We start from the raw sequence: 14340 nt of genomic DNA on the forward strand, positions 1-14340 counted from the left end.
GACGCGACGCGGACGCCGACCTAGCGTGTGGTGTTCAGCCGGGCGTCCCGCCCACCGACGAAGGAGTCACGCGTGCTGGTATTCCTGGGCTTCGCCATGGTCCTCACCTTCATGGCGCTCATCATGACCAAGCGGCTGACGCCCATGGTCGCCCTCATCCTCGTGCCGACGATCTTCGGCCTCTTCGCGGGCGCCGGTCTCGGCATCGGCGACATGGTGATCGAGGCGCTCGGCGACCTGGCCCCCACGGCCGCGCTGCTGATGTTCGCCATCATCTACTTCGGCATCATGATCGACGTCGGCCTGTTCGACCCGCTGGTGCGCCTCATCCTCCGCGTCGCGGGCGGCGACCCGGCCAAGATCGTGCTCGGCACGGCCATCCTCGCGGCGGCGGTCTCCCTCGACGGCGACGGATCCACAACCTTCATCGTCACCACCGCGGCCATGCTGCCCATCTACCGCAAGCTCGGGATGAGCCCGGTCGTCCTCACCTGCACGGCCGGCCTCGCGAACGGCACGCTCAACATCGTCCCGTGGGGCGGCCCGACCGTCCGCGCGGCGGCGGCCCTCAAGGTCTCGCCGACCGACATCTTCGTGCCGATGATCCCGTCGCTCCTCGTGGGCCTCGCGCTCGTCATGGTCTTCGCCTGGACGATGGGCGTCCGCGAGCGCAACCGCCTGGCGGCGCTCGGCGAGGCCCGGGCCGAGGGCGGCCTCGACGACGGCGGCGCGGCTTCCGGCTCCGGCGGATCCACGGGTGGCTCCGGCTGGTGGCGCGCCGGTCGCGGCGCCCCCGCGACCCCGCGCGGTGGCCTCATCACCCTCGCCCCATCGCTCGTGCGCGCCGAGACGGCCGCGGTCTCCACGGTCGGCTCGACGATGCTCGACCCCGACCGCGAGACGCTCCGCCCGCGCCTCATCTGGTTCAACCTGGGGCTCACCGTCGCGGTGCTCGTGCTGCTGATCATGGACCAGCTACCCCTCGCCTACGTCTTCATGGTCGGCGCGGCCATCGCCCTCATCGTCAACTTCCGGGTGCTCAAGGACCAGGGCGAGCGCATCGCGGCGCACGCGCCCAGCGTGGTCGGCGTGGTGTCGATGGTGCTCGCGGCCGGCGTCCTGATCGGCGTGCTCAACGGCACGGGCATGGTGTCGGCGATGTCGGCGTGGCTCGTCACGATCATCCCGGACGCGCTCGGCCCGGGCCTCGCGGTCATCACGGGCGTGCTCAGCATCCCGATGACCTTCTTCATGAGCAACGACGCCTTCTACTACGGCATGCTCCCGGTGCTCGCGGAGAGCGCGGCGAACTACGGCATCGACCCCGTGGAGATGGCGCGCGCGTCCATCACCGGGCAGCCCGTGCACCTCCAGAGCCCGCTCGTGCCGGCGATCCTGCTGCTCGTGTCCCTGGCCGACGTGAACCTCGGCGACCACCACCGCAAGGTGCTGTGGCGCGCCGTCCTGGTGTCGCTCGTGATGCTCGCGGTGGGCGTGCTCACGGCGGCGATCCCGATCTGATCGGGCGCGTCCGGTCCCACCGGATCGGGCGCGACAGCATGCGGAGGCCGGGCGGCTCGGGGGAGCGCCCGGCCTCCGCGCGTGCGGGGCGTGCGTGTGCGTGTGCGTGGCGCGCGTGCCCGGTGCAGGACCGTCCGGGGCGGGCGGATCCGTCTAGGAGACCCGCTCCGCGACCTGGTACCCGGCCTGGGAGTAGACGATCTGGTAGACCGCGCCCGGCTGCGTGGCCGCGCCGTACTGGTCCGCCGAGAGGGCGCCGGCGCCGAGGCCGCCGCCGAGCGTGTCGATGACGACGTACTGCGGCGCCGGGTTCCCGGGGTTGCCGAGCCAGTAGACCTCGTGGTCGTCGACGAGGTACGACATGAGGCCGATGTCGCTGAGGACGCTCGCCCCGGCCGGCACGTGGTCGAGCGCGGCCTGGGCCTGCGCGGCGCGCGGCGACGGCTCCCAGGCGGTCGGCTTGCCGAGCTCCATCAGCGGCGAGCGGAGGAACAGCAGCACCGCGGCCACGGCGAGCAGGGGCACGGTCGCGCGCGACGCGTTCGCGAGCCAGCGCTGCCCGCCGCCGCGCGCCCGGACGACGCCGTCGATGGCGGCCGCGAAGACGATGGGCATGAGCACCGCGTCGTAGTGGTAGCCGGGCGCCCAGTACGCCTCGGTGGGCGAGAGGAAGCGCCAGGCGAGCGTCGGCACCACGAGGAGGAGCAGCGGCGAGCGCACGGCGATGAGCGCGCCCGCGAGCAGGAGGAAGGCCACGGTCTCGAGCTTGGGCGCCGCGAGGAGCCCCGCGAGCGTGCCGAGCGGATCCGCGAGCGCGCCGCCGGCGTCGAGCTTCGACGCGTAGTCCCACCGGGCGTCGCGGTTGAAGGCGGGGAGGATCACCGTGGTGGCGAGTACGAACCAGGCCACGCCCCAGCCCGCGAGCGCGATGCCGACGCGGCGGTCCATCGTGAGGGCGATGATCGCGCCGAGGACGGCGACCGTGAGGCCGAGGTCCTCCTTCACGAACACGAGCGGCACGGCCCACGCGGCGGCGGCGAGCGCGCGGCGGGCGATCACCGCGTCGAGCGCGAAGGCCAGCAGCGGCAGGGCGAACGCGATCTCGTGGAACTGGAACGCGACCGCGCCCTGGATCCCCCAGCTCAGCCCGTACGCGGCGGCCACCGTGATCGCGCCCCACCGCCCGGTCACGCGGCCGGCGAGGCGCCCGACGCCGACCACCGAGACGCCGATGAGCACCGCCTGCACCACGAGCAGCGCGAACGCGTGCGGGAAGACGGCGTAGACCGGGCCGAGCAGCACGAGGATCGGGTGGAAGTGGTCGCCCATGAGGTTGAAGCCGTCGCCCTTGATGGAGACGAGCGGCGCCTGGAGGCGGGAGTAGTCCTGCGCGAGCTGGGTGAAGATGCCCGTGTCCCACGACTTGACGGTGAAGCGGCGCCACTGGAGCGCGGAGTACAGGACGTAGACGGCGGTCACGAGCGCGGCCACGACGACGACCCCGACGGTCCCGGGGACGCGGGATCCGGTGATCGGCGCGGGGATGCCGGGCGACGCCGAGGCGGCATCCGGCTCGGCGGCGGGGCGGCGAGGGGCCGTGTCGTTCGGACGGGTCACGGACGCAAGGGTCTCACGCGGGCCCGGTCGCGCGGGCTGCGGGATCCCCGGCTCGTCCGCTCAGCGACGGCGGATGCCGCGGCAGAGGTGGGGGTCGGGTCGGCCCGCCAGCGGCTCGGCTCAGCGGCTCGGCTCAGCGACGCGAGCCGCCCGCACCCTCCTGGCGCTCGCGCTCGGCGGCCATGGCGGCGCGGCCGGCGTCGCGGTTCTTCACGCGGATCTGCTCCTCGCGCACCTCGGCCTGCGTCGCGCGCTCCTGCACGAGCCACTGCGGCGGAGCCTGCAGCAGCTCCTTGATCTGGGCCGTGGTGAGCGCCTCGTCGACGCCGCCGCGGGCGAGGCCGGCGATGGAGACGCCGAGCTTGCCGGCGATGACCTGGCGCGGGTGCGGGCCGTCGCGCAGCAGCGTGGCCAGCCACTCGGGCGGGTTCTCGTGCATCTCGGCGAGCTCCGCGCGGGACGGGGTCGACTCCTGGAACTCCACGGGGGTCGCCGGGAGGTGCACGCCCAGCTTCTTCGCCGCGGTCGCGGCCTTCATCGTCTGGCTGGATCCGGGGCTCGTCATGTGCCCAGGGTACCGTCGGGGCCCCGCGCGCCCTGCACTAGCCTGGATCGGACCCGCCGCCGCTCACGCGCCACCACCGAGCGGGCCATCGAGGGGACTCCCGTGGACGCCGACCCGACCGCCCTCCGGCGCTTCGCCGCCGTGGCCGACGAGCTGCACTTCGCCCGCGCCGCCAAGGCCCTCAACGTCTCGCGCATCGCCGTGAGCCGCTCGATCCTCGACCTCGAGGCGCTCTGGGGCGTCGAGCTGTTCGTGCGCGACGACGGGCCCACGCGCCTGAGCCCCGACGGCGAGGCGCGCCTCGTCGAGGCCCGCGCCGCGATCGCCGCGGACGACGCCCGCCTCGCCGCCGAGGCCGCCGCCCCGCCGCGCGGGCTGGTCGTCGCGATCGTGCCGGGCGTCACCGTCGCCAAGTGGACCCGCGCCTGGGACGAGCGCGTGCCGGACGTGCCGCTGCGGGTCGTGCCGCTCGCCGAGCCGGACGCGGCCCCCGGGCTCGTGGACGGATCCGTCGACGTCGCGTTCCTCCGCCTCCCGGTCGACGGGCGCGGCCTCACGGTCGTCCCCCTCTACGGCGAGGTGCAGGTCGCGATCCTGCCCAAGGAGCACGCGCACGCCACCGCCGACGCCGTGTCCCTCACCGACCTCGCGGAGGACCTGCTGCTGCAGCCGGCCGACGAGGTGCCGGGCTGGCCGGGGCGCACGGCGGGCGCGGATCCGGTGCCGATGCCGGCCGACGTGGCGGCCGCCGTCGAGCTGGTCGCCGCGGGCGTCGGCTTCGTCGTCGTGCCGCACGCGCTCGGCCGGCTGCACGCGCGCAAGGACGTCGTCGCGGTGCCCGTGCACGACCTGCCGGAGACGCGGATCGCCGTGGCCTGGCGCGAGGGCGACGCCTCCCCGCACATCGAGGAGCTCGTGGGCATCGTCCGCGGGCGCACCGCCGCCAGCTCCCGGTCGGCGCGCGAGGACGACGAGCGCGACCGCCGCAAGCCCACCGCCGCGCAGAAGACGGCGCGCAAGGCCGCCGGCAAGCCGGGCAGCGCGGGCGCGAAGGGCGGCGGGAAGCCGACGCCCAAGGGCGGATCCGGCGGCGGACGCACTCCCCCGCGCGGCGGTCGCCGCGGGCGCTAGGCCCCGCCGGCGCTCGACCCCGCCGGCGCCGGATGCCGCCAGCGCTGGCGCCGCGCGCGATGGTCGCCGCGCGCGCTAGATCCCGCCGCGCGCGGCCTGCAGGTCGGCGATGACGCCGGCCACGTGCTCGCCCCAGCGCCGGTACATGGACGAGTAGCGGAACTCGCCGCCCTCGAAGTCGACCGGGCCGGCATCCGGCAGCTTCACCGAGACGGCCTGCGGGAAGCGCGCGCAGACCTCGGCCTTGCGGGCGGACAGGTACGCGGCGTGGTCGCGGAAGAGACCCCGCACGAAGGTGCCGGCCTCCACGTACTGCGACACCTGCGGCACGTCGGACACGAGCACGATCGAGTTGTCCGCGGTCTGCTCCACGAGGTGGTCGAGCAGGTCCTCGAGGCGGTGGACCCAGGGCGTGATGCGGGCGAGCTCGAGCGCGTCGGCGACCCCGGGCATCACGAGCACGACGTCGTAGCGGTGCAGCTCGGTGACCTGCCGCACGGCCTCCTGCGTGGCCGTGAGGTGCTGGTCGGCGAGCGGCACGGTGCGCCACTCGACGCCGCGGCCCGTGCGCGCCGCGAGCGCCCGCGCCGACTGCGCGGCGACGCCGTCGGCGTGCGTGCGGAGGCCCACGCCGGATCCGCCGATGCCGCCGAGCGCGAGGATCCGGTCCGGGTCCGGACCCGCCACCACGCCGACGGGCGCGTCGGTGGGCACGGTCGCCGTGAGCGGGGTGGGGATGCCGCCGCGCAGGCTCGCCGCCACGAAGGGGCGGACGGCCTGGTGGAGGATGCGGATCGGCGGGGTCATGGGCTCCTGGGGATGGAAGGGGCGTCCGTCCATCATGCGCCGACGCCCCCGTGTCGGAGGCCGAGCCTATCGTCGTCCACGAGCACGGCCGGGTGCTCGCGCCCCCGTCCTCACACCTGGAGCACCGATGACCCGCGAGCCCGAGCCCCTCATCCACCACCCGCACGCCCGCTACCACCAGGGCGCCTGGCGCGTGCAGGTCGCGTCGCAGCCCGTGCTCGGCTACGTCGTGCCCACGGTGCGCGCCGCCGGATCCGCCCCCGTCTACGAGGTCTACGCCGACGCGGTCGACGCGTCGGGCCGCCGCGTGTGGGTCTCCACCGCGGTCTCGCTGGAGGCGGCCGTCGACTGGATGCGCGAGCACGACATGGAGCTGCTCTCGTTCGCGGGCGAGCACGCCCGGCGGCACCGCGAGCTCGCCACGGGCATGATGCCCACGCACTACTGAGCGGGGCCGCGGGCCGCCGCGCCCGGATCAGGGCGTGGCGAGCCAGTACGCGATGAGCAGCATCGTCACCACGAAGCCGGAGAGGAAGTTGAGGCCGAGGAAGCGGCGCCAGCCGCGGTTGGCGGCCTCCGCGTCCTCGTCGCGGATCGACCAGAACGGCGCGGTGCTGAGGACGTACGGGATCACGAGCGCGGCCGCGACGATGCCGGGGAAGCCCGTGAACAGCATCGCGACGCCGGCCGCGACGTAGGCGAGCACCGCGATCCGCACGGTGGCGGCTCCGCCGAGCACGGTCGCGATGGAGGAGAGGCCGCCCTCGCGGTCGGCCACGATGTCCTGCACGGCGCCGAACGCGTGCGACGCGACGCCCCACAGGAAGAACGCCGCGAGGATCGCCCCCAGCGCCGGCGTGAACGCGCCGCCGGCGAGCACGATGCCGTAGACCGCGGGCGACGTGAAGTGCGTGCTGGAGGTGAGCGAGTCGAGGATCGGCCGCTCCTTGAAGCGCAGGCCCTTGAGCGAGTACGCGACCACCGCGAAGACGCTCACGGCGAGCACGGCCACGCTGGCGGCGGATCCCACGGCCACGAGGTACGCGAGGAACGGCACGTTCGTCACGAGCACGGCGACGAGCACCGGCCGGTGCATCGCGCGGGCGAGCACCGCGCCCTCCACGCCGCCCTTCCGCGGGTTCCGCATGTCGGACTCGTAGTCGAAGACGTCGTTGATGCCGTACATCGCGAGGTTGTACGGGATGAGGAAGTAGAGCGTGCCGAGCACGGCCGTGAGGTCGAGCTCGCGCGTGACCGTGAGGTACGCGGCCGCGAAGGGGAACGCCGTGTTCACCCAGGAGAGCGGGCGGGACGAGAGCGCGATGGTGCGGAGCACCTCCGCGGCGCCCGGCCGGGCCCGCACGTCACTCATGCGCTTCGATGCCGGACACGCTGCGGCGGCGACGCAGCAGGTACCAGACGGCGGGCAGCAGCACGAGGGCGGCGATCGCGTAGGCGAAGTCCTCGACGGGCGCGTAGCCGAGCATCAGGCCGACGAGCTTGTCGGGGTCGTAGCCGACGAGGCCCACCTTGATCATGATGTTGTCGAAGATGAGCGTCATCACGAGCAGGATCGCGACGGGCATCCGGCGGTACCAGTAGTACTCGGGGTAGTCGAAGCGGCTCGATCCGTACGGCACGGCGTTCGCCTCGCGCAGCAGCAGGCGGCGGAACAGGAACCCGACGACCGCGACGGGCGCGAGGAACAGCAGGTCGAGCACGAGGTAGCTCATCGGTTCGCGCGCTCCCTGGCCCGGGCGACGTGGTGGTCGGCGAGGCGGCTGAACCCGTTGACGAGGTTCATCGTGAGGTAGCAGAGCAGCGTGAGGAAGAAGACCTCCTCCAGCGGGAGCTCGTGGCCGACGAGGATCCCCGTCATGAACGCCGTCTCGCCGCGGAAGAAGATGCCCTGCGAGATGCCGGCCACGTCCCAGGCGAGGAAGAACGCGACGCCGACGAGCGTGGTGACGGCCGCGGCCGTGCGGTCGCGCCAGAAGAACAGGCGCCAACGGCGGTCGACGAGCATCATGCAGCCGAGGGTGAGGAGGAGGGCCGCGAGGTAGAGGACACCCATCAGACGACCGGGCGGCCGACCGTGCGCACGAGCGGCTCGGCGCCGGGGCCGGTCGACGTGTCGCCGCGGAGGCGCTTCACGAGGATCTCTGCGCTGATGAGGCACATGGGCAGGCCGATGCCGGGGATGGTGGATCCGCCGGCGTAGTGCAGCCCGTCGACCCGCTTGCTCGTGTTGCCCGCGCGGAACATGGCCGACTGCGAGAGCGTGTGCGCGGGCCCGAGGATGGTGCCCTTCCAGGAGTGCAGGTCGGCGGCGAAGTCGCCGGGGCCCGAGGTGCGGCGGAGGACGATGCGGTCGGCGAGGTCGGGGATGCCGGCCCAGTCGCTGATCTGCTGGATCGCCCGGTCGGCGATCTCCTCGACCCGCGCGTCCCCGGCTCCGTCGATCCCGCCGCGGCCGATGGTCGGGTCGGCGGGGATCGGCACGAGGATGAAGACGTTCTCGTGGCCCTCCGGGGCGACCGAGCCGTCGGTGGCGCTGGGCTTGCAGACGTAGATGCTCGCGGGATCCGGCACGGAGGTCGTGCCGCCCTTGGGCGGGAAGATGCGGGAGAAGTTCTCGTCCCAGTCCTCCGTGAACAGCAGCGTGTGGTGGTGCAGCTCGGGCAGCTCGCCGCGCACCCCGAGGTAGACGAGCACGGCGCCGGGGCCCGCGGTGGCCTTGTCCCAGTACGCCTGCGGGTACGTGCGGAACGCCTCGGGGAGCAGCTCGGTCTCGGTGTGGTGCAGGTCGGCGGTGGAGACGACCACGTCGGCGTCGAGCGTCTCGGTGCCGGCCTCGGTGGTGATCTGCGCGCCCCGCGCCCGCGCCTTCCCGGCCTTCGTGGGCTCGGTGAGGATCCGCGCGACGGGAGCACCGGTGCGGATCTCGACGCCCTCGGCGCGCGCCACCCGCTCGATCGCGTCGATGACGGTGATGAGGCCGCCCTGCGGGTACAGCACGCCGTCCTCGAGGTCGAGGTGGCTCATCAGGTGGTACATGCTCGGCGCGAGCTTCGGCGAGGAGCCGAGGAAGACGGCCGGGTAGCCGAGGATCTGGCGGAGGCGGCGGTCCTTCACGTAGCGGGCCACGTGGGTCTCGAGCGGCGTGAGCAGGAGCTTGCCGAGCGTGCCCGTGCGGGTGACGACGTCGCGCTTCAGCAGCGGCCGGTAGTCGGCGAAGGTCGTGTAGAGGAACCGCCTCTTGGCGACCTCGTAGACGTCCTTCGCGGAGTCGAGGTAGCGGGCCATCGCGGGGCGGGATCCGGGCTCGACGCTCTCGAAGAGGTCGAGGTTCGCCTCGCGGGAGTCGCGGATGTCGATGGGCTCGGGATCGCCCTCGAAGAGCACGCGGTAGCCGGGCAGGCGCACGAGGTCGAGCTCGGCGGCGGCGCTCGTGCCCATCAGCTTGAAGAAGTGGTCGAACACCTCGGGCATGAGGTACCAGCTGGGGCCGAGGTCGAAGCGGAAGCCGTCCTTCTCCCAGGAGCCGGCGCGGCCGCCGACCTGGTCGCGGCCCTCGACGACGGTGACGCGGTAGCCGTCGCGGGCGAGGAGCGCGGCGGAGGCGAGGCCGGCGATCCCGCCGCCGATCACGATGGCGGTGGGTGCGGTCATGGCGCTCTCCTGCTGCTCGGGGTCGGACGGGACGGGCTCGTGCGGGGTGGGACGGGCGGAGGGCGCGGGCGCGGGGCGGGCGCCGTGGACGCGGGGCGCGCGGGAGCGGCGGACGAGGCGGCCGTCGACGCCGGACGGCTCGGCGCCCGTGGCGGCGGCGAGCGCGATGCGGGCCTTGACCGGATCCGGCACCCGCACGCGCGTGCGCGCCAGCTCGGACGCCGGGGTGTCGCGGAGCCGCACGGCGAGCTCGGCGAACAGGCCCTGCGCGAGCGCCACGGCGCGGCGGCTGGAGGCGGGGAGGTCGGGGATCACGGCGCCGGACATGCGGAGGTCGGCGTCGATGTCGTCGAGGATGCGCTCCTTGTCGGCCTCCGAGAAGGTCGCGACGTCGACGCCGGGGAAGTAGCTGCGGCCGAGCGCGTCGTGGTCGGCGGCGAGGTCGCGGAGGAAGTTGACCTTCTGGAACGCGGCGCCCAGGCGCTTGGCGCCCTCCTCGAACCGGATCCGCTCGGGCCGCGTGGTGGCGTGGCCGACGAGGAACGCGCGCAGGCACATCAGGCCGACGACCTCGGCGGATCCGTACACGTACTCCGTGAACGACGCGGGCGTGTGCTCCATGCGCCGCAGGTCCATCCGCATGGAGGCGAAGAACGGCGCGGTGAGCTCGGCGCCGAAGCCGGCGCGGCGGGCCGTGATCGCGAACGCGTGCACGACGAGGTTGGTGCTGTAGCCGCGCAGCATCGCGTCCTCGGTCTCCTGCTCGAGGGCGTCGAGCAGGTCCTCGACGTGCGCGGGATCCACGCCGGCGCCGGCGGCCGCGCCGTCGACGATCTCGTCGGCGATGCGCACGAGCGCGTACACGTTCTCGATGTGCTGGCGCACGTCCGCGCCGAGGAGGCGCGAGGCGAGGCCGAAGGAGGTGGAGTAGCGGCGGATCACGACGGAGGCGGTGTCCTGCGCGACGCGGTCGTACTTCTCGAGTCCCGTGGGCGCCTCGGGGGCGGCGGGCCGGCGGCCGGGCAGGCGACGCGTCATCGGATGCGCCCGAGCACGGACTCCGCGACGGGCGCGAGCTCGAGGCGGAGCGCCTCCGGCACGACCGGGTCGTCGAGGCGCGCGCACGCGGCGACGGCGAGGTCGCGCGCCACGCCCTCGGCGTACGCGCGGGCGCCGGAGCTCTCCAGCACCGAGCGCACGAGGGCCGCCTCGCCGCGGGAGAGGTCGTCCTTGCCGACGAGCGCGCTGATCTCCTTCCACTCCGAGGAGCGGACGGCGTGGGCGATGAGCACGGTGCGCTTGCCCTCGCGGAGGTCGCCGAGGTTGGTCTTGCCGGTCTCCTCCTCGTCGCCGAAGACGCCGAGCACGTCGTCGACCACCTGGTAGGCGATGCCGATGTCGCGGCCGAAGTCGCCGAGCGCGGCGACGATCGCGGGGCTCGCGCCGGCGAGCACGGCCCCCGCCTGCAGCGGCGCCTCGAACGAGTAGACGGCGGTCTTGAGGCGCTCCATGCGGAGGATCTCCTCGACGCTCGGCACGTCCGCCGTGAGCGAGAACTCCACGTCGATGAGCTCGCCCGCCGCCGAGGCGAACACGGCGTCGTCGAGGATCTCGAGCAGATGCGACCGCGTGAGGTCGCGCACGCCGCTCGCGTCGATGAGGCGGTACGCGTTGACGAGCGCCAGATCCCCCGCGATGACGGCGGCCGACATGCCGCGGTGCTCGGCGAGCGGCTGGGGCAGGCCCTGCGTGGTCGCGATGTCGCGGTAGGAGCCGGAGACGTTGGGGCCGCCGCGCCTGGTGAAGTCGCGGTCGATGACGTCGTCGTGGACGATGAGCGCCGTGTGGAGCATCTCGAAGGCGGCGCCGACGTGGGCCGCGGCCTGCACGTCCTGGCCGCCGAGGCCGTCGTACGCGGCCATGACCATGCGGGGCCGGAAGCGCTTGCCGCCCGCCGTGTTGGACTCCAGCGTGCGCCACAGCTTCACGTACTCGTCGCCCATGGCCTCGGCGCGCACGAGCGAGCGGGCGAAGAACGCATCCAGCACGCCGTTCACGTGGGCCTGCCTCGATGTGGAGACGGCAGCGAGGTTGGTGGCGTCCACGGATGAAACCTAACATCGTGGGGGTAACGGAAAGCAGGGAGCGCATGCCACAGCACACCGAGCTCGTCGTCCTCCTGGACGACGACGGCGAGACCATCGGGACGGCGCCCAAGGCGACGGTCCACACCCGCGACACCGCGCTGCACCTCGCGTTCTCGTGCCACGTGTTCGACGCGGAGGGGCGGATCCTCGTCACGCGCCGCGCCATCGGCAAGCTCACCTGGCCCGGCGTCTGGACCAACTCGTTCTGCGGTCACCCCGCGCCCGACGAGGACATGGTCGAGGCCGTGCACCGCCGCGCCGAGCAGGAGCTGGGGCTGACCCTCGCGTCGGTCGAGCTCGTGCTGCCGGACTTCCGCTACCGCGCGACCGACGCCGCGGGTGTCGTCGAGAACGAGATCTGCCCGGTGTTCCGCGCCGTGGCGGCCACGCCGGTGGATCCGCGGCCCGAGGAGGTCGGCGAGTACCAGTGGGTGGACCCCGAGGAGCTCATCCCCGCCGTCGCCCACACGCCGTGGGCCTTCAGCCCGTGGCTCACGCTGCAGCTGCCGCTGCTCTACCCGGAGCACGCGGCGCACGCGGGGCTCGCGGACGCGGCGGCCGTGCCGGCCGTCTGAGATATGCTGCACGCTGTGCATCCCGTCGAGACGAGCGGACAGCGATGACTAGGTTGCGCGCATGACAGAGATGTTCATCAAGCCGAAGCTGCTCCCCTTCCGCGTCTCCTCGTACTCCGCAGCAGCCCCCGTCCCCGATCGTCGAGTCGGCCACCTGGACGAGTGGACCGCGTTGGATGCATTCGCGCGAGAAGAGGGCATCGATCTGGACATGGGCGACGCGAGCGTCGAGTCCCTCGATGTGCGACTCTCGTCGCTGCCTCCGGCGCAAGCGTCCGAGCTGCTCAAGGACATAGCCGTCTACCTGGGCGAGACAGTCATATCGAGAGCACCGAAATGCAGCTGGTTGCTTGACGGAAACGGATATCCCACGCTGGATATACCGAATGGTGACCGATGGGACGTCATCAAGTTCTGTCATTGGCGAGAGCAGGGAGCTCCATCGCGCCTTCTCGATGGCGTCCTGGAGATCGCGACGAGAGGCGAGGGCGGAGCCTGAGCGTGCTGCGGCGCTCGCCCGCCCCCGCCTGGAGAAGGACAGCTACCCGCAGTTGTACCGGTAGAAGCCGCCGCCCTCGGTGCCGTCGTACGCACTCGCCTTGTACTCCTGACCACCTATGGTGATCTCCGAGTAAGTGCGACCCTGGAATCCGCTGATGTTGCCTGTGGGGCAGAAGTACGCAACCTCCGCGCTGAAGTCTCCGCCTCCCAAGAAGGACTTATCCGCAACGGTCCTCGTCGTTCCGAAGACGGTGTCCTCCTTCACGATGGTCAGCTCCATGTAGGTCTTCGCCCCTGGGCAGTACGTCGTCGACTCGTTGTACACGCTGCTTCGGGATTTCGTGCGATAGGTGATGTAGACCGTGACCGTCAAGCTGCACCCAGACGGTGCCCCCGAGCCCGTTGCGTCAGCACGCGGTCCTGGTGTCCCGACCTCTGCGGAGTAGGGCACCGTCGTGGAGCCGAGTACTGCGCCTCCACCCTGCTCGGCTATGTCTTTCTGAACCGCCGCGATGTTCGGGTCGTAGCTCAGCCGGCTGACACTCGAGGGCAGGCTGGTCACGTCATCGGGAACCGGCGCTGCGTTCTGTTGGGATGCCAACGCCGGATCAGCGCTGATCACCATCACCAGGCTGAGGACGATCGCAGTCGCTGCCGTTGCGCGACGGAGCATGCGTCCACGCGCAGAGTTCGTCGTCATGTGCTTCTCCTTGATTCGATGAGGCTCTCTGCCCCGTCGAGACCCTCCTCTCACGCCTTCGAGACTCGCGCTGTCGATGCACAGCCTGGCGCGAGTTGCGTTCAGACCGCGGGATGGAAGGGGGCCCGGCCGCATGACGCGGCCGGGCCCCTCGTCGTGCACCCGTCGGGCGGGTGCGGGCGGGATCAGCCCCAGAACGCGCGGACCTCGTCGGCGACGCGCTCGGCCTGGCGGCGGCCCGCCTCGGCGGAGGCCTTCCGGGTGGAGAGCAGGAGCGAGTTCTCGCCGAAGGCGGCGGTGCTCTCGGCGTCGGCCTGGATCACGAGCACCTCGGCCCGGCCGCGCAGCTGCTGCACGACGGTCGAGAGCGTCGGGCCCATGCCGGAGGCGGGGGCCTCGGGGCCGCACGCGATGACGAGGATCCGCTCGTGCTCGGCGACGACGTCGGCGTTCGTGCTGGAGCGCATGCCGCCGTCCATGTAGGGGCGGCCGTCGATGGTGACGGGCGGGAACACGCCGGGGACGGCGCAGCTCGCGGCGGACGCGCGCACGAGGTCGGCGCCGGAGTCCTTGTCGAAGACGGTGAAGCGGCCGGTGCCGGCGTCGACCGCGGTGATGCGCAGGTCCTGCTCGGGCCAGTCGCGGATGGGGAGGAGCTGGCCGATGCGCTCGACGCTCGCCGCGTCGTCGACCTCGGGGTCGTACTCCTCGAGCGCGAACTCGCCGATCCTCTGCCGGGTCGGGATCTCGCCCGCCGTGCTCACGACGCCCTCGCCGAGCACCTCGATCGTGCGGGAGAGGTCGCGGCTGCCGGTGGGCTCGGCCATGCCGGCCACGTCGACGAAGTGCTCGTCGTAGGCGGCGTCGATGGCGCCCGCGCGCAGGTTGATCGCGACGACGGATCCGGCCGACGTGCCGACGACCGCGTCGGCCGCCGCGAGGTCGACGCCCGCGGCGATGAGGCCCGACAGGAGCCCGGTCTCCCACGCGATGCCGGCGACGCCCCCGCCGCCGAGGACCAGTCCCCGCGTGGTGCCCTGCTGCTCCGATGCCTGCGCTCTGCTCACGGTCGCTCCTGTTCCCGGCCCGCCCGATGCGGGTCCT

At 72.8% G+C, this 14340-nt stretch carries 15 protein-coding genes; 5 read left to right on the top strand and 10 right to left on the bottom strand.

What is annotated here, in order from left to right:
- Positions 1-96: 96 nt before the first annotated feature.
- Positions 97-1521 carry a CitMHS family transporter gene (locus tag FGG90_RS10745; RefSeq protein WP_237583578.1) on the top strand — a complete coding sequence of 475 codons (1425 nt, stop codon included), beginning with the start codon at positions 97-99 and terminating at the stop codon, positions 1519-1521.
- A gap of 153 nt (positions 1522-1674) precedes the next feature.
- Here FGG90_RS10745 and FGG90_RS10750 read toward each other — a convergent pair whose 3' ends face one another.
- Together FGG90_RS10750 and FGG90_RS10755 are read right to left on the bottom strand one after the other, a co-directional pair.
- Positions 1675-3138: a DUF2079 domain-containing protein gene (locus FGG90_RS10750; protein WP_094127219.1), complete on the bottom strand. Its 1464-nt coding sequence runs from the start codon at positions 3136-3138 to the stop codon at positions 1675-1677.
- Positions 3139-3271: 133 nt separating this feature from the next.
- Positions 3272-3703, bottom strand: coding sequence for a DUF5997 family protein (locus FGG90_RS10755; protein ID WP_094127217.1), 432 nt, complete (start codon positions 3701-3703; stop codon positions 3272-3274).
- 102 nt (positions 3704-3805) lie between these two features.
- Between FGG90_RS10755 and FGG90_RS10760 the strand changes: the two genes are divergently transcribed.
- Entirely contained in the window at positions 3806-4834 is a 1029-nt protein-coding gene (locus FGG90_RS10760) for a LysR family transcriptional regulator (protein ID WP_094127215.1), read from the top strand.
- A gap of 75 nt (positions 4835-4909) precedes the next feature.
- Here the strand turns inward: FGG90_RS10760 and FGG90_RS10765 are convergent, their stop codons facing one another.
- The gene (locus FGG90_RS10765) at positions 4910-5641 is read right to left on the bottom strand and encodes an SGNH/GDSL hydrolase family protein (protein ID WP_094131362.1); all 732 of its coding nucleotides are present in this window, start codon (positions 5639-5641) and stop codon (positions 4910-4912) included.
- A gap of 127 nt (positions 5642-5768) precedes the next feature.
- Between FGG90_RS10765 and FGG90_RS10770 the strand changes: the two genes are divergently transcribed.
- A complete protein-coding gene (locus FGG90_RS10770) occupies positions 5769-6089 on the top strand; it encodes a hypothetical protein (protein ID WP_094127213.1) in 321 nt (106 codons plus the stop codon).
- A 27-nt stretch (positions 6090-6116) separates the two neighbouring features.
- Here the strand turns inward: FGG90_RS10770 and FGG90_RS10775 are convergent, their stop codons facing one another.
- The 5 genes from FGG90_RS10775 to FGG90_RS10795 are packed head-to-tail and all read right to left on the bottom strand — an operon-like array spanning position 6117 to position 11418.
- Positions 6117-7013 (bottom strand): prenyltransferase, encoded by an 897-nt coding sequence (locus tag FGG90_RS10775; RefSeq protein WP_094127211.1) that lies wholly within the window; start codon positions 7011-7013, stop codon positions 6117-6119.
- Positions 7006-7374 carry a lycopene cyclase domain-containing protein gene (locus FGG90_RS10780; protein ID WP_094127209.1) on the bottom strand — a complete coding sequence of 123 codons (369 nt, stop codon included), beginning with the start codon at positions 7372-7374 and terminating at the stop codon, positions 7006-7008. Before FGG90_RS10780 ends, FGG90_RS10775 begins: the two co-directional genes overlap by 8 nt.
- The gene (locus tag FGG90_RS10785; RefSeq protein WP_094127207.1) at positions 7371-7715 is read right to left on the bottom strand and encodes a lycopene cyclase domain-containing protein; all 345 of its coding nucleotides are present in this window, start codon (positions 7713-7715) and stop codon (positions 7371-7373) included. Before FGG90_RS10785 ends, FGG90_RS10780 begins: the two co-directional genes overlap by 4 nt.
- A complete protein-coding gene (gene crtI, locus FGG90_RS10790) occupies positions 7715-10351 on the bottom strand; it encodes a phytoene desaturase family protein (protein WP_094127205.1) in 2637 nt (878 codons plus the stop codon). The genes FGG90_RS10785 and crtI overlap by 1 nt, the downstream gene beginning before the upstream one ends.
- The gene (locus FGG90_RS10795) at positions 10348-11418 is read right to left on the bottom strand and encodes a polyprenyl synthetase family protein (RefSeq protein ID WP_237583327.1); all 1071 of its coding nucleotides are present in this window, start codon (positions 11416-11418) and stop codon (positions 10348-10350) included. The genes crtI and FGG90_RS10795 overlap by 4 nt, the downstream gene beginning before the upstream one ends.
- A gap of 44 nt (positions 11419-11462) precedes the next feature.
- Between FGG90_RS10795 and idi the strand changes: the two genes are divergently transcribed.
- The gene (gene idi / locus FGG90_RS10800) at positions 11463-12035 is read left to right on the top strand and encodes an isopentenyl-diphosphate Delta-isomerase (RefSeq protein WP_094127203.1); all 573 of its coding nucleotides are present in this window, start codon (positions 11463-11465) and stop codon (positions 12033-12035) included.
- Positions 12036-12096: 61 nt separating this feature from the next.
- Positions 12097-12534, top strand: a complete 438-nt coding sequence (locus FGG90_RS10805) for a DUF6278 family protein (protein ID WP_094127201.1) — start codon at positions 12097-12099, stop codon at positions 12532-12534.
- Between the two features lie 42 nt (positions 12535-12576).
- Here the strand turns inward: FGG90_RS10805 and FGG90_RS10810 are convergent, their stop codons facing one another.
- Entirely contained in the window at positions 12577-13236 is a 660-nt protein-coding gene (locus tag FGG90_RS10810; RefSeq protein ID WP_133065140.1) for a hypothetical protein, read from the bottom strand.
- A gap of 185 nt (positions 13237-13421) precedes the next feature.
- A complete protein-coding gene (locus FGG90_RS10815) occupies positions 13422-14303 on the bottom strand; it encodes a patatin-like phospholipase family protein (RefSeq protein WP_094127197.1) in 882 nt (293 codons plus the stop codon).
- Between the last annotated feature and the right edge of the window lie 37 nt (positions 14304-14340).

It is taken from the genome of Clavibacter michiganensis subsp. tessellarius (assembly GCF_021922985.1).
Lineage (GTDB): Bacteria > Actinomycetota > Actinomycetes > Actinomycetales > Microbacteriaceae > Clavibacter > Clavibacter tessellarius.

Coding starts and splice junctions, on each gene's coding strand:
- FGG90_RS10745 (WP_237583578.1), top strand. CDS start 97: ATGGTCCTCACCTTCATGGCGCTCATCATGACCAAGCGGCTGACGCCC.
- FGG90_RS10765 (WP_094131362.1), bottom strand. CDS start 5,641: ATGACCCCGCCGATCCGCATCCTCCACCAGGCCGTCCGCCCCTTCGTG.
- FGG90_RS10775 (WP_094127211.1), bottom strand. CDS start 7,013: ATGAGTGACGTGCGGGCCCGGCCGGGCGCCGCGGAGGTGCTCCGCACC.
- FGG90_RS10810 (WP_133065140.1), bottom strand. CDS start 13,236: ATGACGACGAACTCTGCGCGTGGACGCATGCTCCGTCGCGCAACGGCA.
- FGG90_RS10770 (WP_094127213.1), top strand. CDS start 5,769: ATGACCCGCGAGCCCGAGCCCCTCATCCACCACCCGCACGCCCGCTAC.
- crtI (WP_094127205.1), bottom strand. CDS start 10,351: ATGACGCGTCGCCTGCCCGGCCGCCGGCCCGCCGCCCCCGAGGCGCCC.
- FGG90_RS10755 (WP_094127217.1), bottom strand. CDS start 3,703: ATGACGAGCCCCGGATCCAGCCAGACGATGAAGGCCGCGACCGCGGCG.
- FGG90_RS10805 (WP_094127201.1), top strand. CDS start 12,097: ATGACAGAGATGTTCATCAAGCCGAAGCTGCTCCCCTTCCGCGTCTCC.
- FGG90_RS10780 (WP_094127209.1), bottom strand. CDS start 7,374: ATGAGCTACCTCGTGCTCGACCTGCTGTTCCTCGCGCCCGTCGCGGTC.
- idi (WP_094127203.1), top strand. CDS start 11,463: ATGCCACAGCACACCGAGCTCGTCGTCCTCCTGGACGACGACGGCGAG.
- FGG90_RS10785 (WP_094127207.1), bottom strand. CDS start 7,715: ATGGGTGTCCTCTACCTCGCGGCCCTCCTCCTCACCCTCGGCTGCATG.